We start from the raw sequence: 20,941 nt of genomic DNA, 5'->3' as shown, positions 1-20,941 counted from the left end.
GCAGTCGTGATACACCGCCCAAAACCCTTAAAAAGATGAACCGAGCCGCCATGAACCTCTTTGCCGATATCCGTACCCTTGTGACTTCGAACCTTGATGCAATGGTTGACGCCGGGCAACTGCCTGCGGGCCTTGCTTTTGATAACGTGACGGTCGAACCACCACGCGATGCGACACATGGTGATATGGCGACCAATGCGGCGATGGTGCTGGCCAAACCTGCGGGTTTGAAACCACGCGACATCGCTGATGCATTAGCCGCGCGCCTGACCGATGATCCGCGCGTCACAACTGCCGAAGTGGCGGGGCCGGGGTTCTTGAACCTGCGGCTGTCGCCCAGCTTGTGGCAGGGCGTCGTGGCAGCTGTGCTGGCTGCGGGCACCGATTTTGGCCGCTCGGGGCTGGGGCAGGGCAAGAAGGTGAACGTTGAATATGTTTCTGCCAACCCCACGGGGCCACTGCATGTGGGGCACACGCGGGGCGCTGTGTTTGGCGATGCATTGGCGTCGTTGCTGGATTTTGCGGGTTTTGAAGTCACGCGCGAATACTACATCAACGATGGCGGTGGGCAGGTCGATGTGCTCGCGCGCTCTGTTTACCTGCGCTACCTAGAGGCCCACGGCCAAGAGGTTACCTTCCCCGAAGGGACATACCCCGGCGATTATCTGGTCGCTGTGGGCGAAGCGTTAAAAACCAAAGTGGGTGACGCTTTTGTCGACAAGGGCGAACAGTTCTGGCTGCAAGAGGTCCGCGAATTTTCGACCGAGGCCATGATGGATCTGATACGTGCTGATCTGGGCGCACTTGGCGTCAAAATGGATCGGTTTTTCTCGGAAAAGTCGCTCTATGGCACCGGGCTGATCGAAGTGTCGATCGAAGACCTGAAGTCCAAGGGTCTGATCTATGAAGGCACGCTAGAACCGCCAAAAGGCAAAGTGCCCGAGGACTGGGAGCCGCGTGTCCAAACCCTGTTTAAATCGACCGAACATGGTGACGACGTGGATCGCCCTGTCATGAAATCGGACGGCAGTTGGACCTATTTCGCGCCCGACATCGCTTATCACTTTGACAAGGTGCAGCGCGGCTATGATGCGCTGATCGATGTGTTTGGTGCGGATCACGGTGGTTATGTCAAACGGATGAAGGCGGCTGTGTCGGCGCTGTCTGGTGGTTCGGTTCCGCTCGATATCAAGCTGTGCCAATTGGTGAAGCTGTTTAAAAACGGCGAACCGTTCAAGATGTCCAAACGGGCAGGGACCTTTGTGACCCTGCGCGATGTGGTCGATCAGGTGGGCGCGGATGCGACGCGGTTCCATATGCTGACGCGCAAGAACGATGCGATGTTGGACTTCGATTTTGACAAAGTGTTGGAACAAAGCCGCGAAAACCCAGTGTTTTATGTGCAATACGCCCACGCGCGTGTCGCATCCGTGGTGCGCAAAGCGACTGAGGCAGGCGTTGCAGTGGATGATACGACCCTTGCGGGCGCTGACCTGACCAAGCTCGATCACCAAGCCGAATTGGCACTCGCGGGCAAGTTGGCGGAATGGCCGCGTTTGGTCGAAACGGCTGCGCGCAGCAATGAACCGCACCGGGTTGCGTTTTACCTTGGCGAGCTGGCCGCCGCGTTGCACGGGCTTTGGAACCGGGGCAACGATGTGCCCGAATTGCGCTTTGTGCAGGATGATGCAGCGACCACTCAATCAAAAATCGCCCTTGCACGCGCCTGCGGCGTTGTAATTGCGGCCGGTCTTGGTATTCTTGGTGTAGAACCAGCCAAAGAGCTGCGTTAAGCCCCGCCAAAAGGGGCACCACAGGCACGTATCCCTAAGCACCCGGATCGCTGGGCGCGACAACAATCAGATGATCTGCGCTGGCATGTATCGGCGCGGGCAATGAGGCAGAGATGGCAGATATGAACTATTCCCATGACTTGGGTCATGTGGGTTATGCAGATTCGGAATCCACTTCAAGTGCGCCTTCTAATCCCCTGAGGAAATTCACCAATATCGCAGGTGCGGTCACGTCCCTTGCGCTGATTGGTGGGGTTGCTGTGTGGGGCTATCAGCTTGTGGTGCGCGATGTGTCCGGCATTCCAGTGGTGCGTGCCACGGCTGGTGAAATGCGCGTTCGCCCTGAAAATCCCGGTGGTCAACTGGCGCAAAACACAGGTCTTGCAGTGAATGCCGTCGCAGCAGCCGGCGAGGCCGCAGGGCCCGTCGATAGCGTCATTCTCGCGCCCAAACCGGTTGAATTGTCGCTCGAAGATCAGCCAATGCAGGTCGAAACGGTGGCACCTGTGCAACAGCCTGAACCGTTGCCACAGTCCGAACCGGTGCAGCAACCTGCGCCTTTGGACGTTGCAACCAGCCTCGATGCAACCCCGGTTGCACCAGTTGATGCCGCCGCAGAACGAGACGTTGATGAAATTGTGCGTCAGTTGATCGAAGGGGCAAAGCCGATCGACGCCGAAACCGTCGAAAGCGCCCCGGTCGTGACCAGCTTGTCTGCACCAGACGCCGCTGAAACGACTGCCGTGATCACAGGCCCCGGTCCAAAGCAATCGCATCGCCCGCAATTGCGCCCGCGCAATGCGTCGACATCTTCCGCCTCTGCGGCTGCGCCCACGTCGATTGTGTCGACCTCTGCAACGACTGCGACAAGCGGTGCAAACGAATTGGATGCGGCAACTATTCCGGCTGGAACGCGCTTGGTACAGCTTGGCGCATTTGACAGCCCCGATATCGCCCGCGCTCAGTGGGAACAAATGCAGCACCGCTTTGGCGACTACCTCGCGGGCAAAGAACGTATCGTGCAAACCGCGGAAAGCGGTGGTCGCACATTTTACCGTTTACGGGCCCACGGATTTGCAGACCTTTCAGAGGCACGCCGCTTTTGTTCGGCCTTGGTCGCCGAGGGGGCCGAATGCATTCCGGTCGTGACGCGATGAACTTTGGCGCCACAATCCTAGACGCCGAAGGTCTGCGCCTTAGCAAAGACGAAACGGCCTTTTTTCGCGAGGCGGACCCCTTTGGGTTTATCCTGTTTGGCCGCAATATCAGTGATGCAGATCAGGTCTATGCGCTGTGTAGCGACTTTCGCGAAGCGGTTGGACGTGACGCCGTCATAACCATCGATCAAGAAGGCGGGCGGGTACAGCGGTTGCGCGCGCCCAACTGGACAGATTGGGGCGCACCGCTCGATTTTATTCGCAAAGCCGGGGATAATGCCGAACGCGCAATGTACTTGCGTTACAGGCACATCGCTCACGAACTTAAAGTGCTTTCCATTGACAGCAACTGCGCGCCGATGGTCGATGTGATCGTGAAAGAAACCCACGATTTCCTGCGCAATCGCTGCTATGGTGCGTCGCCTACAGATGTGGCCGCTTTGGGTCGTGCGGCGGCTGACGGCATGTTGGATGGTGGTGTTTTACCGGTGCTGAAACACATTCCCGGCCATGGGCGCGCTGATCTTGACAGCCATTATGACTTGCCGCGCGTCAGCACGGAATTGGATGAACTACGCGAAACGGATTTTGCCCCGTTTCGTGATTTGAACGACCTGCCGATGGCGATGACAGCCCATGTTGTGTACGACGCCGTCGATGATGCCCCGGCCACCTTGTCGCGCGATATGATGGATTTGGTGCGCGGCGATATTGGCTTTGATGGGCTGATCATGACCGATGATATCGGCATGAAGGCGCTGAGCGGCACAATCCCCCAAATCGCAAATGGGGCGCTTGAGGCCGGATGCGACGTGATTTTGCACTGCAACGCGTCCCTTGCAGACCGGATTGCCTGTGCAAATGCCGCAGGGCGCATGACAGACGCCGCTCAAACCCGCGCCGAGGCCACGCTAAAGGCGCGCCACGCACCCGACAATGTTGACATTGTCGACCTGAACGCTGAACTTGAGGCGCTTTTGGCCTAAGTCAACAAATCGGGCACGCGCATGGCTGACGACGCATTCGAAGAAGACAAGATTTCCGTCGCAGATCGCCTCGCCGCTGAGGCGTTAATTATTGACGTGGATGGGTACGAAGGCCCGCTTGACTTACTTTTGACGCTGTCGCGGACGCAAAAAGTTGATCTTCGTAAGATTTCAGTGCTGCAACTCGCGCGCCAATATCTGGCCTTTGTGGAAAAGGCCAAGGCGTTGCGTCTGGAACTGGCGGCTGACTATTTGGTGATGGCCGCGTGGTTGGCGTTTTTGAAATCCCGGCTGCTTTTGCCCCCCGACCCAACCGAAGAGGGACCGTCGGGCGAAGAATTGGCCGCGCATCTGGCGTTTCAATTGGAACGCTTGCAAGCGATGCGCGACGCGGCTGCGCGGTTGATGGCGCGTGATCAGCTGGGGCGCGATTTCTTTGCGCGTGGCCAATCCGAGATGGTGACGCGCGTGCGCAAAGTCACCTATTCGGCGACGCTGCTTGATTTAATGCAAGGTTATGCCCGCATCCGCACCAAGGATGAATTCCGCCCCTTTGTGATGGACCGAGATGCGGTGTTCACGATGGAACAAGCGCTGGACCGGATGCGCGGGTTGATTGGCTATGCGGGCGACTGGACAGATATTTTGTCTTACCTGCCCGAAGGGTGGGAACTGGACCCGGTCAAGCGCCGCTCGGCCACGGCGGCAACCTTTGCGGCAAGCCTTGAATTGGTCAAGGAAGGGCACCTTGAAATCCGCCAGACCGAAAGTTTTGCACCGATCCAATTGCGCAAACGGGATGAACCCCGTGATGCAACCTGACTAAGGTGAATAACGTGACGCAAGATACTGAACAAAAAGAAGAAAGCCTATTTGAAGCGCCGCCTATGGCCGAACAAGAACGCATGATCGAAGCGATATTGTTTGCCACGGCAGAACCCATCACAGTGCGCGAGCTTGAGGCGCGATTGCCCCATGGATGCGACGCAGCCGAGGCGTTGGTGTACCTGCGCAAACGATACGAGGGACGCGGTGTTCAAGTGATGAAGATCGGCGACGCGTGGGCCATCCGCACGGCAGCGGACCTTGGGTTCTTGATGCAAAAAGAAACCATCGAGACCCGCAAACTGTCACGCGCGGCTATCGAAACGCTGGCCATCATTGCCTATCATCAACCCGCCACCCGCGCTGAAATCGAAGAAATTCGCGGCGTGAGTGTGAGCAGGGGGACGGTGGATCAATTGCTTGAAATGGAATGGATCCGGTTTGGGCGACGTCGCATGACACCGGGGCGGCCGGTGACCTTTGTTGTTACGCAACATTTCCTAGATCACTTCGGCCTTGAAAATGCGCGTGATCTGCCGGGGCTCAAAGAATTGCGCGCGGCTGGGTTGCTTGAAAACCGACCGTCGCCTTCGGCGTTGCCGGGGCCAGAAAACGACGATGATATCGAAGAAGTCGAAGGCCAGTCAGAGCTTTTCGAAGATTGACCTGAAAACCGCCGCAATTTGTTCTATAGTGTGGTCAAGAAAGTAACAGGATACCAATGGGTATGAACCAGATCATCAATATGATTATGCGCATCATCATGCGTAAGGCGATCAATTCGGGTATCAACGCGGGCATCAATAAGGTGTCGCGCGGGCGCAAACGTGGCCAGAAACAGCACCACGATGACTATGATCCGATGTTGGACGACGGCGGGGTGCGCAACGCGCCACCTAAGGCGCAATCGGGGCCGACCCAAGCCGAAGTGCGCCAAGCCCGCAAAGCCAAACGTGCAGCCAGACAGGCGCGCCAGAATGGAAGCGACCCGCGCGGCTGACCTTTAAAGGTCAGTCAGGAATTCCCCCGTTGATTGAACGCAGGTCGTAACCTAGCGTCATTCCAAATACTTATTTGATTTGGGGAATTGGGTCATGGCGGATCAAAATATTGGTTATCACGCGTCTTCGTTGTCGCTTGGGATCACTGTGATCGTAATGTACGCGATCTTTGTGTCATTGGTCACCTTCGGCTTTGGGACTTATATCTATCGCACCACGTGGCAATCGAATCCGCCGGTCGTGGAAGACGGTGCAAGTGAGGTCGCAATAGACACGGATATCGACAACAATATCTTTCTGTTGCGCCGCGAAAAATCCATTGAAGCCGACAAGTTACTTATTCTGGCCGAGATCAGGGACCTGCACAGTCAGTCCGCCGACAATCAGGTTTTGGTCAAACAATCGTTTGGTCCGATCAATCGTGAACGCGAAGGACTGCGCTTGTTCGTGAACCGCACAATTGTGGACCTAACAAAATATCAATACGCCATGACCGACACGGATCGAACCAAATACGAGCTGGCGTTAAACGATGAAGGCTTGGACCCTTTCGCCAAGTTGACCGAGCTTCTGAATGTTCTTGATGGCGGTATGGCCAATGCGGATCTTGACGATGCTGGACGCGATGCCTTTGCTGACTTAAGCGGCGCGGCCAAAGGCGGATTGGAAGACGCTCTTGATGCTGTGGAACTGGCCAATGCAGCCTCGCACAAGCTGCAACAGGCCGGTCTTGTCATTGACGAACAAATCGCCGCGCGAAAGGCACAGAATGTGACGTATGATGAAAATATCGCGGCACTGCGGCGTGCGTTGCCATTGGATTCTGTGATCCGTGCGCGGTTGTCGTCATTGTCGCTTGAGTTGCCGATCGCCCCTGAATTGCTGTTGCGGCTTGTTAGCTTTCCGACCATTTTCCTGACGCTGATCGTCACAATTGCGGCGGGGGCTTTGGGCACGGTCGTCGCCTTTTCCCGGCGCTATTATTCTAACACAACGGCAAATGAACTGTCGCTTTCGCGTCTGTTCGTGAATGTGGGCGAAGGCATTGCCGCAGCTATCGCCATTTTCCTGTTTTCAGGTGCAGGCATGTTGGCGCTGACCCAAGGCGGTGGTGGGGCCGAACATAGCGTCGAACTTAGCCCGTACACGGTTGCCTTTGTCGCCTTTTTGTCAGGCTTCATGGCAGAGGACGCCTTTGCTTCGATCCAAGCCGCAGGCAAACGTATTTTCAACACAGAAGGTGCAGCCCTCGACAAGTTAGAAGAGGCTAAGGCACTGATTGCGCAGGATGAAGAACAGAAAGCCGAAGCCGCTAAAGAGGGGTCTGTTTAAGGCGCTGCAAAGTGTTTGGACAGCTTTAGGCCCTGACCTTGATAGTTGGACGCAATGCCCGCGCCGTACATTTGGTCCGGGCGTTGTCCCATGCGTTCATAGATCAAGCGCCCGACGATTTGGCCGTGCTCTAGTACAAACGGCGCTTCGTGGCATCGCACTTCAAGCACGCCGCGTGACCCTGTGCCACCTGCTGCGTCAAAGCCAAAACCGGGGTCAAAAAAGCCAGCGTAGTGCACGCGGAATTCACCAACCATTGCCAGATAAGGTGCCATTTCGGCAGCGTAATCGGGCGGGATGCATACAGATTCGCGGCTGACAAGAATGTAAAATGCGCCGGGATCCAGAATGATATGGCCATCGCGCGTGTGGACCTCTTCCCAGAACTCGGTTGGATCGTAGTGACCGATCTTGTCCAGATCGATAACGCCCGTATGCGGTTTTGCGCGGTAACCGACCAACGTTGATCCGGCGGCACCGTCAGTACCGGAAAGGCGTAGATCAACAGAAAATCCAAGGCCTTCGTCAATGACAGCCGGTCCGTTCACCAGCGGTGTGTCACTGTGCAACGCAGACAGGTCTGCGTCGTTCAGAATAGCTTGGCCATCGCGAAATCTAATTTGGTTCAGCCGCATGCCGGGGCGCACAAGCACCGAAAAGGATCGCGGGCAAATTTCTGCATACAACGGGCCATCATAGCCCGGCACGATGCGGTCAAATTCGGTGCCACCGTCGCAGATCGTGCGGGTCAGCAGATCAAGCCGCCCGGTGGAGCTTTTGGCATTGGCGACGGCCTGCACACCTTTGGGTAGCGTCAGTCGCTCCATAAGCGGAACGACATAGACGCAGCCTTTTTCCAACACTGCGCCTTCTGTCAAATCAACGCGGTGCATTTCAAATTCGCTAAGGCGGTCCGCGACCGTGCGCCCGTGTCCTGCAAGAAAAGAGGCACGCACACGGTATGCGACTTGCCCAAGGCGTAGGTCTAGGCTGGCTGGTTGGATTTGGGCAGGTGTGATCGCGGGGCGCGCAGAAATGTCGCCGCGTGCAATCATGTCCTTAAGTTGGCTGTCTGCAAGTACGCCGGTCATCCCGTGCCCTCGTGGTCGTTTGCGGTGTAAGCAAAGGACACTGCGTGCCCGATGGGCGGGGTGAAAATCGTATGCCCCGTAGCGCTGGGGCAGGGTGATTTGGTCGGGCTAGCAGGACTCGAACCTGCGACCTTCCGTCCCCCAGACGGACGCGCTACCAGGCTGCGCCATAGCCCGACGTTGCTCGTGTCATACCCGAATTCTAGCCGGGGGCAAGGGAGAATTCGCATCCCCGTGATACTCTTTAGTTGTGATCGCCGTGCGCGTTAGCCATCTGGTCGCGCAGCGCCGTCAACTGGTCCACAAGCGGGCGAATGGCATCACATTGTTGCGGTGTCAGCCGACTGAGGACAGCACTTTTCGTAAGCACAGAGGCCTTGATGCCTGTCTCATCGATGTTGTCATCATCTGGAACATCCACAATGCGTGGCCGTACAATCGCGACTGGGGCAGGTTGTTCAACTGTTTCGGGTGAAGGTTCAACAACGGATTCGGGCGCAAGCTGTTCAACGGTTTCAGGCGCAGGGGCTTGTTCATCGATGATAGGCGCGGGTGCGTCTGCCTTGACCACGGGGGCGGTGACCGGTTGTTCTGATTCCGCGGCAAATGCTTCCGGAATTGGTTCAGGGTCAGGTTTAAGTTCGGGGGTCGGTGCCTCGGGCTCCGCCGATTTAAAGTGGTGGAACAGGGGTGTCGGCGTCGTTTGCGGTTCTTCCTGCGGGGTGTTTGCAGGGGTTGGATCGGGCGTTAGATCGGCTTCTGGCGTAACGTCTGCGATCGGTTCAGGCGCAGAATCCAGCGCGCTAACCTGTTGTGAAGGTTTCGCCTGATCTTGTTCTTCAGTCTCAAACGGCCCGGGCGGCGTGCCAAAAAGCGATCCTTGTTCTTCGGGCTCGGTGGGCACGTGTGGTTCCGTTTCTATGTTCGGTTCAGTTTCGTTGGTTTCAGCAACAGTGGGGGCGGCCAGATCTGGCGTAAAGTCTGGGGTCAATATTGGTACATCTTCGCCGCGCTCTTCTTTGGCGATAATTTCGGCGTCCAACTTAGGGGTGCTCATAAAGGACGGAACAGGAATTGGTTGAGCAGGGGGCGGAGCGGCGGCTTGTTCTTCGACGTATGGGGCGTCAATTTCGCCATCATCATCATCATCATCATCATCGTCGTCGGAAAACGGGCCTTCGCGTTGCAGGGTATTGATCGGTGTGTGGTCGATCCCGTCGGGCAGGGGGTCATTGGCCTGTTCGTCCGTGTCATCTGCGTCCGCTTCCAAAGAGGTGGCGTTGTCATAGATGGACACAACTGAAGCTTGCGGTGCGGGCTGCGGTGTTTCTGAAGGTTGCGGCTGATGCGTAACCAGATCGCCTTCCAACACCGCCGAGGTATCGTCATCAAGCGGCAGCGACATGTCCGAGACATGCGCAACACCTTCTTCCCGCAAAAGCTTTTGAACGCCTTTGATCGTGAGGCCATCTTCGTGCAGCAGTTTACGGATGCCACCCAACAGCAACATATCCGGCGGACGGTAGTAACGACGACCGCCTGCGCGTTTCACCGGTTTGACTTGCGGAAATTTGCTTTCCCAAAAGCGCAGCACGTGGCTTTGCACGCCCAGCCAGTCGGCCACTTCGGAAATGGTGCGAAAGGCGTCTGCGGATTTGCTCATTGCGTCAGGACTTATTGCCAGCGGCGACGCGGTCTTTCATCAGGTGCGATGGGCGAAAAGTCAAAACACGGCGCGGATTAATTGGGACTTCTTGGCCGGTCTTGGGATTACGTCCCACACGGGCAGATTTGTCGCGCACCGAAAATGTGCCGAACGAAGAAATCTTTACTTGCTCGCCCTTCACCAATGCGTCGGACATATGTTCCAGCACACTTTCCACCAGCTGTGCGCTTTCGTTACGCGACAAGCCGACTTCGCGAAACACTGCTTCGCTTAGGTCCATACGCGTCAAAGTCTTATCGGTCATGTGAACTCCCCTTTGATGGAACATAAGTGGATGCCAAATTACGAGTCAATATCAATGGCTTGTGTAACTGCGGAAATGTGCAACCAGAACGGGAAATAGTGCCCATTGCATGAAAAAGCTAAGAGAATCACCAACGTAAAACGACAGATCCCCAGGCCAGACCACCGCCGATGGCTTCCGTGACGACCAGATCGCCGTCTTTAATTTGCCCGCGCGCGCGGGCTGTGGACAGGGCAAGGGGAATCGATGCGGCTGATGTGTTGCCGTGATCTTGTACCGTCACAACGACACGCTCCATCGGGACATTCATCTTTTTGGCGGTGCCTTGGATGATACGGATGTTGGCCTGATGTGGTACAACCCATGTAACATCATCCGCCGTGACGCCCGCGCGGTCCATCGCTGTATGGGCTGTCGATGCTAATTTTTCGACCGCATGGCGGAATACTTGATTGCCCTGCATCCGCAAATACCCGCTTGAACCGGTGCTGACGCCGCCATCCACATACAATAAATCGCGATGTCGCCCGTCGGAATTAAGGTCAGTGGCCAGAATACCGCGATCTGCGTTGGTGCCCGCACCATCCTGTGCTTCAAGAAATACTGCACCCGCGCCGTCGCCAAACAGCACACATGTGCTGCGGTCTGTCCAATCCATGATTTTCGAAAATGTTTCGGCCCCGATGACCATGACTCGTTCGGCTTGTCCCGACAGAATAAGCGCGTTTGCGTTGCTTAGCGCATAGACGAAGCCCGCGCACACCGCTTGCACATCAAAAGCAAAACCGCGCTCCATGCCAAGCTGGGCTTGCACCATCGTCGCCGCCGACGGAAAGGTCAGGTCGGCAGTCGAGGTGGCAACAACGATCGCATCGATATCGTCGACATCCATACCTGCGTCTTTAAGGGCAGCTTGGGCGGCGGCTGTGGCCATGCTCGACGTTGTGTCGGATTCGGTTGCAAAGTGACGGCGTTCGATGCCGGAACGGGACTTGATCCATTCGTCGGTGGTATCGAGCGAGGCCTCAAATTCGGCGTTTTCGACAACGCGGGCGGGCAAAAAATGCCCCACGCCGCGAACAACTGCGCGCAAGGTCATGTGTCGCTCTCCTTGGTGGTATCACTGTTGTGCGTGGCGGCTGCGACGCGGGCAGCCAATTTGTCGCCAAAGCGCAATTCGGCCAGTTGTGCTGCTAAGCTGATGGCCGCCGACACGCCGGTGTCGTCTGCGCCGCCATGCGATTTCACGACTGTGCCGTTTAGGCCCAAAAAAACGCCACCATTCACGCGGCGCGGATCGATGCGTTTTCGTAGGCGTCCCATAGACGTATGGGCCAACAGATAGGCCAGTCTGGAGAGGGGGGAAAATTTAAACGCTTCACGCAGTAAATCGCCAATCAGCCCTGCCGTGCCTTCGCCTGTCTTGATGGCGACATTACCGGTGAAACCGTCTGTCACAATGACGTCGGCCACATCGCCGGGGATGTCGCCGCCTTCAACAAAGCCGACAAAATCAAAATTGGCGGCTTCGGCTTGGGTTCCGATAAGTTCGTAGGCTTCTTTCAGTTCTGTGCGACCTTTGTGTTCTTCGGTGCCGACATTCAGCAAGCCAACGCGGGGGCGGGTCAGCCCCATGCCGTTGCGCGCGTAAGACGCGCCCATCAATGCAAAACGCAGCAAATCGTCGGCATCCGCGCGCACATCGGCACCCACATCCAGCATGACGTTAAACCCTTGAGGATTGCGGCTGGGCCAAAGGACCGCGATGGCAGGGCGGTTCACACCGGGAATTTTGCGCAGCCGGATCATCGACAGCGCCATCAACGCGCCGGTATTGCCACAGCTGACAGCGACAGTTGCTTCGCCTGCGCGCACAGATTCGATGGTGGACCACATCGAGGTGCCCTTGCCGTTGCGTACAACGTGGCTGGGTTTGTCGTCCATGGTGACAACGCCGCTGGCGTCACGAATCTCGCAGCGCCCGCGTAAGGGCTTGCGTCGCGCAACAAGCTTTTCCAGCTCGTCGCGCGGGCCATGCAGGATAAACCCCAAGTCGGGATTGATCTTGGCCGCAATAGAACAGCCAGACACAACTACGGCGGGGCCTTGATCCCCGCCCATTGTGTCGACCGAAAGTATGATTGGAAACGCGAGGGCGGTGCCTGTGTCGGCCTTATCGGAGAGTGGGGCCGTCATAAACTTCTGCTAACCGTGCCGCCTTCGTGTTTGTTTATGCCGCGTCTTCGTCGAGATCGACTTCTTCGGCCATCGCGACAATCTCGTTGTCGGCATAGTGACCGCAAGCTGCACAGATGTGGTGAGGGCGTTTCAGCTCACCGCAGTTTGCGCATTCATTTGGGTTCGCGGGCGTCAAGCTGTCGTGGGCACGGCGATTGTTGCGGCGCGATTTTGACACTTTGTTCTGTTGCACAGCCATTGGAATGGGCCTTTGGAATTCGGGCAGAGCCGCATGCAGATGCGCGGTTGCGTGTTTCATGTTGCCCCAGAGGGGCGCGGATTTGGTTGCCCCAGAGGGGCGCGGATAAATCACCCCAGACGGGGCGCAATTCGGATCGCCCAAAGACGGGCAATGTACTGGCCGCCCAATTGGGGTGTGCCGTGCGTTTAGGCAATGGCCTGAGCCATGTCCAACCCAAAATGACCTGAAGGCGGCAAAATACCTACATCTTTTTCCAGTTCAAGGCCAAAGACACGTTGTAATGTGCTTAGTCAGTGTCACCTTTGCCCATTTTGGCCTGTAAATCGGCCAATCCGGCAAAAGGGCGGGCCGCTTCGTCGGTCAGGGGGACTTTGCCCGGTTCTGTTAGAACGATCTCTCCCAACGCGGCATCGGGCGCGCGCGGGTAGTCGGGGGTCGTAAGGCTGAGGGCCTCGATCATGACAGCCTCAGGATCAATCCACGCGCCAAGCTTTTCGACTTCGTCGTCTTCGGACATTTCCACTTCGGGCTCGTCTATGTCATCGGCGAAGTCGCGCAGAAATACACGGCGGACAGGGACGTCGATGCGGGTTGTGACCGGAACCAGCGTCACAGCACATGGCTGAACAACGGTCGCCCCAAGTGTGCCGCTTAGAATCCAGTCAGCCGATCCTTGCGCACGGACGTCGCCGACAAAGCGCATTTTGCGCAAAGACGTCAGATCCAATTCGTCCGCGATGGCGCGCATAACGCCTGCATCGGGGGTGATTTCAAAGCCAGTCGCACTGTTCTGAGCGAGGTCCGAGACCCGCAAAGCGGATCTTGAAGGTTGAGTCTTGGCCATTGCGTTAACTTTCGTTTATTGAACCAAGAGCAAACCTTGGGTAAGTCGAGTTATAAGCACCACGCCCCGTGAGCAAGGGGCGGCGTATAAAAGGGAGGCCCGATGCGGACCTTTTCAGTATTGATCGTCGGAATAGTTGCCCTCTCTGTGTCGGCATGCGCGCCAACCTTTCGCAACCATGGCTATATTCCGCCGGAAGAGCAGTTGCAGGAACTGGCCGTTGGCATCGACACGCGTGCCAGCGTCGAGGACATTGTGGGCCCACCCACAGCGGGTGGCGTGCTTGAAGGCGGTGACTTCTTTTACGTGCGCAGCACGTTGCGCATCATTGGCCCGCGTCGCCCTAAGGTGATAAACCGCGAGGTCCTTGCCGTGTCTTTTGATGACAGCGGTGTGCTAAGTAATATCGAAAGCTTCGGCCTAGAGGATGGTCGCGTTGTGGTCTTGTCGCGTCGTGTGACCGACAATGGTGTGACCAACGGGACGTTCCTGCGTCAGCTTTTAGGAAGCATCGGCCGCATTGGCCCGGGCTTTGGTAGCTAGTTAAGGCGTCATGGTCCGATCATGTCATTCATGTTAGGTATCTGGCATGATCGGATTGAAAAAGGGACGCTACCGCGCGCATCATGCCCAAAACGCGCAAGATATTGCTGCGGCACAAGCCCTGCGCGCGCGTTGTTTTGGGGTCGAGCAAGACAAAGATGCCTTTGATCACCAATGCACGCATATCCTAATCAGCCGTGACAGCGATGGCGCGCTGGTGTGTTGTTTTCGCATGATGCCGTTGTCGGGCGCAGAGATTTCACGCAGCTATTCCGCGCAATATTACGCTTTGGATGCGCTGGCAGCTTATCGCGGCAAGATGGTCGAGATGGGGCGCTTTTGCATTGATCCTGATCTGAACGACCCGGATATTCTGCGCGCGGCATGGGGCGCGATGACGGCCTATGTGGATGATAACGGGGTTGAGCTGCTTTTTGGGTGCTCATCTTTTGCAGGCATTGAAACGCATGATTACTTGGATGCTTTTGCGATGCTCAAGGCGCGCCATTTGGCGCCCAAGCGCTGGCTGCCCCGGGTGAAAGCGCCGCATGTCTTTAGATTCGCAGCCCGACTTCGGCGTAAGCCGGATGCGAAAAAGGCGCAGCTTGGCATGCCGCCTTTGCTGCGCACCTATCTGATGATGGGTGGCTGGGTCAGCGATCATGCGGTGGTGGATGCGCGGATGAACACGCTGCATGTGTTCACCGGCGTAGAGATTCGCGCCATTCCAGCCGCACGCAAACGCGTGCTGCGCGCACTGTTGGGGTAAAGGGGGCAGGGGCTTGAGGGGCGGGTGTTTTGAACCTTGCTGTATGCCATGTTCCGACGTGGAATGGGTTAAGCTCGCCGTGCTTCTAGGTGCCATTGACAGCGCGACGATCCAATATCCACTATGCTAAGCAATGCAGCTATCACTGTTCCAGAAGCGGGAGTCTACATTTTCAAATGTCGCGACCAAGAAACGCAGATACGGCTGAGGAAAATAGATCAAATGCCCTTAACGTGGGAAGTGTGGATGGCTCACTTTTGGGACAAAACGGGACCGCCCCGCGTATGCAATTTTCTCAAGAATGACGACTGTTGCACTCTACATAGGGTCAGCTCATTTTCATTTGTGGGTGATGTTGAGCCGTCAAAGCCACAGAATAGAATCGTCTCTTTCTTCAGCGCCTCCATACGTGGAATACCGGTGTGGTTCTTACCTTCCAATAAATTGGTTGGATATCGATCGGCGTTTATAGCTTGTTTTGACGTGGACTATTTTCGTGTGTGAAGAACGTTTGCGAACCTATCCGGACTTCAGTCCCAATTAATTGTAAATAGTCCCTAGATCTGTAGACGCCCGGGTCACCGACGTCTTGGACATGTGCCAGCTTCACGCCTTTGCCAGCCGCGCGATTACCGCGATGTCGGACGTTCAACGCCATCGCGTCGTCCTTGCGCGCGCAATCGCACCGTGTCCCAGATTTCTTTTGCTAGACGAGCTATTGTCGGCCCTGCACACATCCTTGCGCGAAACCCTGCGCGACGAATTGGCCGTACTTTTGCGTGGATTGGACATAATCGCAATTTTCGTGGCCCACGACCAAGATAAAGCGATGGCCTTCACCGATGATGTCGCCGCCATGTCGCATGGCCGAGTGGCACAAAGCGGGACGTCAAAGGGCCGATAATGCAAACTAACTTCATCCTTTGTCGCGGACTTTGTCGGCAAATGGCGCGAACCAAACCATGTTTCTGCGCGCCGGGGATGTGCGTGTCGGCGACGGCGGCCCCTTGCGCGGTCAGGTCGAAATCGTAACGATCCTTGGCACTCACTGCCGGATCGGCATTTCAGGTGACCATGACAACATCGACGTGATGCGCATATGCTTTGTGGACGGATCGCAGATACCAGCCGATGGCCCGTTCAATTGGGCGGCGCATCTTGGCGATGTCGCGTAGATTGGCATGGATCGCAGCGCTGTGGGCGCTACGCGTAGGTACCTACACGACGTCACGTTGCCGTTCTTAGCCATGACGCTTGCGGGCCAAGACGAACAAACCACCGTCGTGACAATGCATCACCTGCCAATTATTAGGGGGTTTCAAGGCGATGGACATTCAAAACCTAAGAGAAAGCAAGCAATTGAAATCGATCCTGTCTGACAACAAGGGGGAGTTGCGACTGACTTGCGTGCATACTCACCGCAATATTGCGGCCCCGTTTGATAACGTAGTGTGGCAGAACGGGGCCGGTGTTTCGTGCGCTGACTCTACGGAACTTAAGGAAAGCGCGCCAAATTGCTTGACCAAAGAACCGAATGGCTTTTTTCATGCATGATGTGTGTGGTGGTATCATCAACCATCATGCTCCGGTCGGCGATTACGACGGGCCACTTTTGTTCTATCCAAATAGATGGTCTGAGTCCTGATCCATGAATGACACAAGTATTATCCTGTTTGCACTTCATGTCGCGGGTGCCGCCGCTCTTCTGATCTGGGCCGTCCGTTTACTGCGTACTGGGGTCGAGCGAGCGTTTTCCGTACAACTCCGCGCCTTCTTGCGCCGCTCCAATACAAATAGGCTTCAGGCATTGGTCAGCGGCGCGCTTGCTGCTCTGTGCTTGCAAAGTGCCACTGCTGTTGCGGTTTTGGTATCGAACTTTGCAACAAAGGGCGGCGTTGGGTTGCTGGCGGGCATGGCGATTTTGCTGGGGGCTGACATCGGGTCTGCGATTGTGTCCCAGATTTTGCTGGTCCGCCAAGAGTTTTTGATTCCACTGCTTTTGCTCTGCGGAGTTGTCTTGTTTCTGCGCAGTTCACGCAATGAAATCCGACAATTGGGGCGCATGTTGATTGGGGTGGGGTTGATCTTTGTCTCTCTTGACATGATCCGCGCAGCAACTGGCCCCCTCATCGGCAGCCCTGCAACTGCCGGTGTCATGGGTTATCTGGCAGGCGATCTGGTGACGTCATTTTTTATCGGCGGGTTGTTTGCATGGGGCGTGCATTCGTCTGTGGCTGCCGTTCTGTTTTTTGTCACTTTGACAGCACAAGGGCTTTTGCCGCCAAGCGGGGCCGCTGCAATGGTATTGGGCGCAAACGCAGGCGGCGCGTTATTGGCCTATGTGCTGACACTGACCGCGCCAACGACGGCACGCCGTATGGTCATGGCCAATTTGGTTCTGCGCGGTGGTGGTGCGGCGCTGGTCCTTTTGGTCTTGGCCAAAAGCGCGGGCAATCTTAACTGGCTGGGCGCCGACGCTGCGCGTCAGATCATCAACCTGCATTTGGTTTTCAACATCGGGCTGGCGCTGTTTTGTCTGCCGCTCCTAGGTTGGATCGTTGCTGTAACGCTGAAGTTGATGCCTGACCGAGAAGATGCAGTTAGTCCGCTTTCGCAAAGCTCAGCCCTTGATCCGACAACACTTGACCGGCCATCGCGTGCCTTGCCGTGTGCCGCGCGCGAGGTCATGAAAATGGGCGAAGCGACGGAGACCATGCTACGGTCGTCGATGGCCTTGTTCCAAACCTGGGACGTACCCAATGCAAAAGCGATTACCAAACAGTCCGAGGACGTCAGTAAGCAGCATGCAGACATCAAAGGGTTTCTAGCAGGACTAAATCACAAGCAACTATCAGAGACGGAACGAGATAAAGCGAGTGAACTGGCCTCCATCGCGTTTAATTTAGAAACTGCGGCAAATGCAATTTCACAGAACCTTGTGTCGCAAGCCGAGCAACTTAGCGCAAATGGGCTGGAATTTTCGGAAGATGGTTGGTCAGAGCTAGCGGATTTCCACGACCGCGTTCTGAGCAACACACAGCTTGCATTAAGCGTGCTAATGACAGGCGCGCCAGACGCCGCGCGGCAATTGCTGCGCGCCAAAGACAAAGTACGCAAGGCTGAACAAAAGCTGCAGGAACGTCATCTGGCGCGATTACGTAAAAATATCCCTGCCAGCTTTGACACAAGCCACATCCATCAAGACACATTGCGCACGCTTAAAACGATCAACGCCGCATTTGCGACAATCGGTCATCCGATTGCTGCGCGATCAGGCGATCTTTTGTCGACACGCTTGTCAACAAAGTCAAAAGCCAACGTCTAAGAAAAAGTGCCTGTACAAACCGCGCGATCAATTGAAAGCCAAACGCCTGATGGCAACCGTCCAAGGCATCTTTGATTGTTATCAATGCGCTCGGGAACGCTTGCTCACAGCCACGTTTCCCGGAAAACATAGGCCATTGGTTCCTTTATGGAGGCTGCGGGTCACGTTGATGCTTTTGTATTTGATGCTTACGGCGTCTTGAATGTCGGTGACACCTTCATCCCCGAGACAACAGGGCGCCTTGATGCTTTGCGCGTGCGTAGGTGGTAAAATTTGAATTCTGTCCAATACGGCAAGCTACAAGCACGAAAATGTCTGATGCGGCATCGAGCGCCATGGCACCTCTTATCCGACCATTCGCAGTACTGTGTAGGTCAGTTCGAGTCTTTCCTTAATTTTTCAGAATGTAATCAGCTATTCAGCGCTGTTCACACCCACGAAACGAGTGGACCGGCGCCCTTATAAGGTAAGTTTGGTTGACGCCATGACAGCAAGGCTCTAGCTGGCGTGCATGGCACGTGTACCCCTTCTTCAACTCTCTGATATTTCGCTCACATTTGGGGGCGATCCTGTGTTTGATGGTCTGTCCCTTGTGGTGCAGCCCGGTGACCGGGTGGCCCTTGTGGGGCGCAATGGTTCGGGCAAGTCCACCTTGATGAAAGTCATGGCGAACCTTGTCGAGGCTGACACCGGCGAAGTCGTTGCAGGCCCCGGTGTTTCGGTAGGCTACATGGAACAAGACCCTGACATGGCGGGCTTTGCCACGTTGGGCGACTTTGCCATGCATGGTCTGGATGCGTCGGATTTGTACAAAGTCGAACGCGCGGGCGAGGGGTTGAAATTCGATCCTGCGCGCCCTGTGTCCACCGCCTCGGGTGGTGAACGCCGCCGTGCGGCATTGGCCCGTTTGATGGCTTTGGCACCTGATCTGATGTTGCTGGACGAGCCGACAAACCACCTTGATATTGAGGCGATTGGCTGGCTGGAATCCGAATTGAAATCGACGCGAGCGGGCTTTGTGCTGATCAGCCACGACCGTGCATTTTTACGTGAATTGGCGCGCGCAACCCTTTGGATCGACAGAGGAATGGTGCGTCGCCAAGAAAAAGGATTTGATGCGTTCGAGGCGTGGCGCGATACCACTTGGGACGAAGAAGACATGCAGCGCCACAAGCTGAACCGCAAGATCAAGGCTGAGGCGCGTTGGGCGGTCGAAGGTATTTCGGCGCGGCGCAAACGCAATCAGGGCCGGGTGCGTGCATTGCAAGAATTACGCGCCGAACGTTCAGCCCAGATCACGCGCCAAGGCACGGCAGCGATGGCGTTTGAACAGGGTCCGAAATCCGGGCGCAAAGTGATCGAGGTTAAGGACGTCGCGAAATCCTTTGGCGACAAGCTGATTGTCGAGCCATTTTCGCTGACCATTCAACGCGGCGATCGCATCGCATTTGTTGGACCAAACGGGGTGGGCAAAACGACGCTGCTGAATATCCTTGTGGGCCGCGAAGCGCCAGATAGCGGCACTGTGACCCTTGGCACCAATCTTGAAATCGCGCTGTTTGATCAGACGCGGGCGCAGCTTGATCCTGATATGACCCTTTGGGACAGCTTGACCGGCGATCCTGATATGCGTGTCAGCGGCAAGGCCGATCAGGTCATGGTGCGCGGTATGCCCAAACACGTTGTGGGCTACCTTAAGGAATTTCTGTTTGACGAGGCACAGGCCCGCGCGCCGATCCGATCACTGTCGGGTGGTGAAAAGGCGCGGCTGTTGCTGGCCAAGATCATGGCCAAGCCATCGAACCTTTTGGTGCTTGATGAACCGACAAACGATTTGGACGTGGAAACGCTGGATCTGTTGCAGGATTTGATCGACCAATATGATGGCACCGTCATGCTCGTCAGCCACGATCGCGACTTTTTGGACCGTGTCACCGTGACCACCATCGCGATGGAAGGTGATGGCAAGGCCACGGCCTATGCCGGCGGTTGGAGCGATTATCAAAGTCAGCGCCGCCCCAAAGCGTCCAAAGAAGAGGTCGCAAAATCAAAGGCTGCTGGTGGGAAGTTAAAGCAGAAAGAGGCCGAAACGTCGGGCCTTAGCTTTACTGAAAAGCACCGTCTTGAGGTAATCCCAGCCGAGATGGAGCGCCTTGAGGCTGAGATCGTCAAGCTGCAAGAATTGATGAGCGACCCTGATCTGTTCACCGAAAACCCGGTGAAGTTTCAAAAGGCGACGGACGCGTTGATTGAACGTCAAGCCCGTCTTGATGATGCCGAGGAAGAGTGGCTGATGCTTGAGGAAAAGGCCAGCACTGCTTAATGCACGCGCGCAGGTACGCCGACCACGGTGCTATTTGCCGCGACGTCCTTTGCAACCACGCTGCCGGCACCGATGATTGCCCCGTTTCCAATGGTGACACCGGGCAAAATGATTGCCCCGGCGCCAATCCACACATCCGAGCCAATCGTAATAGGGTGCGCGATTTCGATACCCAAGCGGCGCTTGTCCACATTTCTGTGGTGATCTGCGCAAAGGATTTGTGCCCCAGTGCCGATCAGGGTGTTATTCCCAATCTCTACGCGCGCACTGTCCAGAATGACGCAACCGCTGTTGATAAACACGGCGTCGCCAAGGTGGATATTGATCCCATAAGAACAGTGAAATGGGGTTTCAATCAGACAATCCGGTCCGGCCTGCGCAAACAGCGCGCGCAACGGTGCGCTTAACGTGCGCCGTTTCTTTGGGGGCAGGTGGTTATGTGCGTGCACGGCCTCGAGGGCAGCAAGGCGCAATCCCTCCAACTCCGGATCAAGGCAGGTGTACCAATCGCCTGCCGCCATCTTGGCCCGTTCACTGGTCAT

At 56.1% G+C, this 20,941-nt stretch carries 21 protein-coding genes and 1 tRNA gene; 13 read left to right on the top strand and 9 right to left on the bottom strand.

Annotation, left to right across the window (positions count from 1 at the left end; genetic code table 11):
* Window positions 1–50 precede the first annotated feature (50 nt).
* The 7 genes from argS to ABJF76_RS02300 all read left to right on the top strand — a co-directional run bounded on the left by argS (window position 51) and on the right by ABJF76_RS02300 (window position 7,094).
* Window positions 51–1,793, top strand: a complete 1,743-nt coding sequence (gene argS / locus ABJF76_RS02330; RefSeq protein ID WP_413821420.1) for an arginine--tRNA ligase — start codon at window positions 51–53, stop codon at window positions 1,791–1,793.
* Window positions 1,794–1,906: 113 nt separating this feature from the next.
* Window positions 1,907–2,950 carry an SPOR domain-containing protein gene (locus ABJF76_RS02325; protein ID WP_413821421.1) on the top strand — a complete coding sequence of 348 codons (1,044 nt, stop codon included), beginning with the start codon at window positions 1,907–1,909 and terminating at the stop codon, window positions 2,948–2,950.
* Window positions 2,947–3,936 carry a beta-N-acetylhexosaminidase gene (nagZ, locus tag ABJF76_RS02320; RefSeq protein ID WP_413821599.1) on the top strand — a complete coding sequence of 330 codons (990 nt, stop codon included), beginning with the start codon at window positions 2,947–2,949 and terminating at the stop codon, window positions 3,934–3,936. The genes ABJF76_RS02325 and nagZ overlap by 4 nt, the downstream gene beginning before the upstream one ends.
* A gap of 21 nt (window positions 3,937–3,957) precedes the next feature.
* On the top strand, window positions 3,958–4,758 hold the full coding sequence (locus ABJF76_RS02315; RefSeq protein WP_413821422.1) for a segregation and condensation protein A: 801 nt from the start codon (window positions 3,958–3,960) through the stop codon (window positions 4,756–4,758).
* Window positions 4,759–4,823: 65 nt separating this feature from the next.
* Window positions 4,824–5,426 carry an SMC-Scp complex subunit ScpB gene (scpB, locus tag ABJF76_RS02310; protein ID WP_413821600.1) on the top strand — a complete coding sequence of 201 codons (603 nt, stop codon included), beginning with the start codon at window positions 4,824–4,826 and terminating at the stop codon, window positions 5,424–5,426.
* Between the two features lie 62 nt (window positions 5,427–5,488).
* Window positions 5,489–5,761 carry a hypothetical protein gene (locus ABJF76_RS02305; RefSeq protein WP_413821423.1) on the top strand — a complete coding sequence of 91 codons (273 nt, stop codon included), beginning with the start codon at window positions 5,489–5,491 and terminating at the stop codon, window positions 5,759–5,761.
* A gap of 94 nt (window positions 5,762–5,855) precedes the next feature.
* The gene (locus tag ABJF76_RS02300; RefSeq protein WP_413821424.1) at window positions 5,856–7,094 is read left to right on the top strand and encodes a hypothetical protein; all 1,239 of its coding nucleotides are present in this window, start codon (window positions 5,856–5,858) and stop codon (window positions 7,092–7,094) included.
* Here the strand turns inward: ABJF76_RS02300 and ABJF76_RS02295 are convergent.
* From ABJF76_RS02295 to ABJF76_RS02260, 8 genes are all read right to left on the bottom strand, one after another.
* Window positions 7,091–8,185 carry a 2'-deoxycytidine 5'-triphosphate deaminase gene (locus ABJF76_RS02295; RefSeq protein ID WP_413821425.1) on the bottom strand — a complete coding sequence of 365 codons (1,095 nt, stop codon included), beginning with the start codon at window positions 8,183–8,185 and terminating at the stop codon, window positions 7,091–7,093. The genes ABJF76_RS02300 and ABJF76_RS02295 overlap by 4 nt on opposite strands.
* A 100-nt stretch (window positions 8,186–8,285) precedes the next feature.
* Window positions 8,286–8,362 (bottom strand) — tRNA-Pro (locus tag ABJF76_RS02290).
* Window positions 8,363–8,429: 67 nt separating this feature from the next.
* Window positions 8,430–9,848 (bottom strand): MerR family transcriptional regulator, encoded by a 1,419-nt coding sequence (locus ABJF76_RS02285; RefSeq protein WP_413821426.1) that lies wholly within the window; start codon window positions 9,846–9,848, stop codon window positions 8,430–8,432.
* Window positions 9,849–9,852: 4 nt separating this feature from the next.
* Window positions 9,853–10,155: an integration host factor subunit alpha gene (gene ihfA, locus ABJF76_RS02280; protein ID WP_413821427.1), complete on the bottom strand. Its 303-nt coding sequence runs from the start codon at window positions 10,153–10,155 to the stop codon at window positions 9,853–9,855.
* Window positions 10,156–10,282: 127 nt separating this feature from the next.
* Entirely contained in the window at window positions 10,283–11,254 is a 972-nt protein-coding gene (locus ABJF76_RS02275) for a beta-ketoacyl-ACP synthase III (RefSeq protein ID WP_413821428.1), read from the bottom strand.
* Complete coding sequence (plsX, locus tag ABJF76_RS02270) at window positions 11,251–12,351, bottom strand: phosphate acyltransferase PlsX (protein WP_413821429.1); 1,101 nt, start codon at window positions 12,349–12,351, stop codon at window positions 11,251–11,253. Before plsX ends, ABJF76_RS02275 begins: the two co-directional genes overlap by 4 nt.
* Before the next feature lie 34 nt (window positions 12,352–12,385).
* Window positions 12,386–12,592 (bottom strand): 50S ribosomal protein L32, encoded by a 207-nt coding sequence (rpmF, locus tag ABJF76_RS02265; RefSeq protein ID WP_413821601.1) that lies wholly within the window; start codon window positions 12,590–12,592, stop codon window positions 12,386–12,388.
* Between the two features lie 289 nt (window positions 12,593–12,881).
* Window positions 12,882–13,439, bottom strand: coding sequence for a YceD family protein (locus ABJF76_RS02260; protein WP_413821430.1), 558 nt, complete (start codon window positions 13,437–13,439; stop codon window positions 12,882–12,884).
* A 102-nt stretch (window positions 13,440–13,541) separates the two neighbouring features.
* On the opposite strand from ABJF76_RS02260, the gene ABJF76_RS02255 reads away from it, so the two are divergent.
* From ABJF76_RS02255 to ABJF76_RS02230, 6 genes are all read left to right on the top strand, one after another.
* On the top strand, window positions 13,542–13,982 hold the full coding sequence (locus ABJF76_RS02255; protein ID WP_413821431.1) for an outer membrane protein assembly factor BamE: 441 nt from the start codon (window positions 13,542–13,544) through the stop codon (window positions 13,980–13,982).
* 46 nt (window positions 13,983–14,028) lie between these two features.
* A complete protein-coding gene (locus ABJF76_RS02250) occupies window positions 14,029–14,751 on the top strand; it encodes a GNAT family N-acetyltransferase (RefSeq protein ID WP_413821432.1) in 723 nt (240 codons plus the stop codon).
* A 595-nt stretch (window positions 14,752–15,346) separates the two neighbouring features.
* On the top strand, window positions 15,347–15,655 hold the full coding sequence (locus ABJF76_RS02245) for a hypothetical protein (protein ID WP_413821433.1): 309 nt from the start codon (window positions 15,347–15,349) through the stop codon (window positions 15,653–15,655).
* A gap of 58 nt (window positions 15,656–15,713) precedes the next feature.
* Window positions 15,714–15,926 (top strand): hypothetical protein, encoded by a 213-nt coding sequence (locus ABJF76_RS02240; protein ID WP_413821434.1) that lies wholly within the window; start codon window positions 15,714–15,716, stop codon window positions 15,924–15,926.
* Between the two features lie 473 nt (window positions 15,927–16,399).
* Window positions 16,400–18,076 (top strand): Na/Pi cotransporter family protein, encoded by a 1,677-nt coding sequence (locus tag ABJF76_RS02235; protein WP_413821435.1) that lies wholly within the window; start codon window positions 16,400–16,402, stop codon window positions 18,074–18,076.
* A 511-nt stretch (window positions 18,077–18,587) separates the two neighbouring features.
* Complete coding sequence (locus ABJF76_RS02230) at window positions 18,588–20,399, top strand: ABC-F family ATP-binding cassette domain-containing protein (RefSeq protein ID WP_413821436.1); 1,812 nt, start codon at window positions 18,588–18,590, stop codon at window positions 20,397–20,399.
* Here ABJF76_RS02230 and ABJF76_RS02225 read toward each other — a convergent pair.
* Entirely contained in the window at window positions 20,396–20,941 is a 546-nt protein-coding gene (locus ABJF76_RS02225) for a sugar O-acetyltransferase (protein ID WP_413821437.1), read from the bottom strand. The genes ABJF76_RS02230 and ABJF76_RS02225 overlap by 4 nt on opposite strands.

Source organism: Tateyamaria sp. (genome assembly GCF_039940735.1).
In the GTDB taxonomy this organism is placed as follows: domain Bacteria; phylum Pseudomonadota; class Alphaproteobacteria; order Rhodobacterales; family Rhodobacteraceae; genus Tateyamaria.
This window is presented reverse-complemented; position numbering and strand designations above follow the sequence as displayed.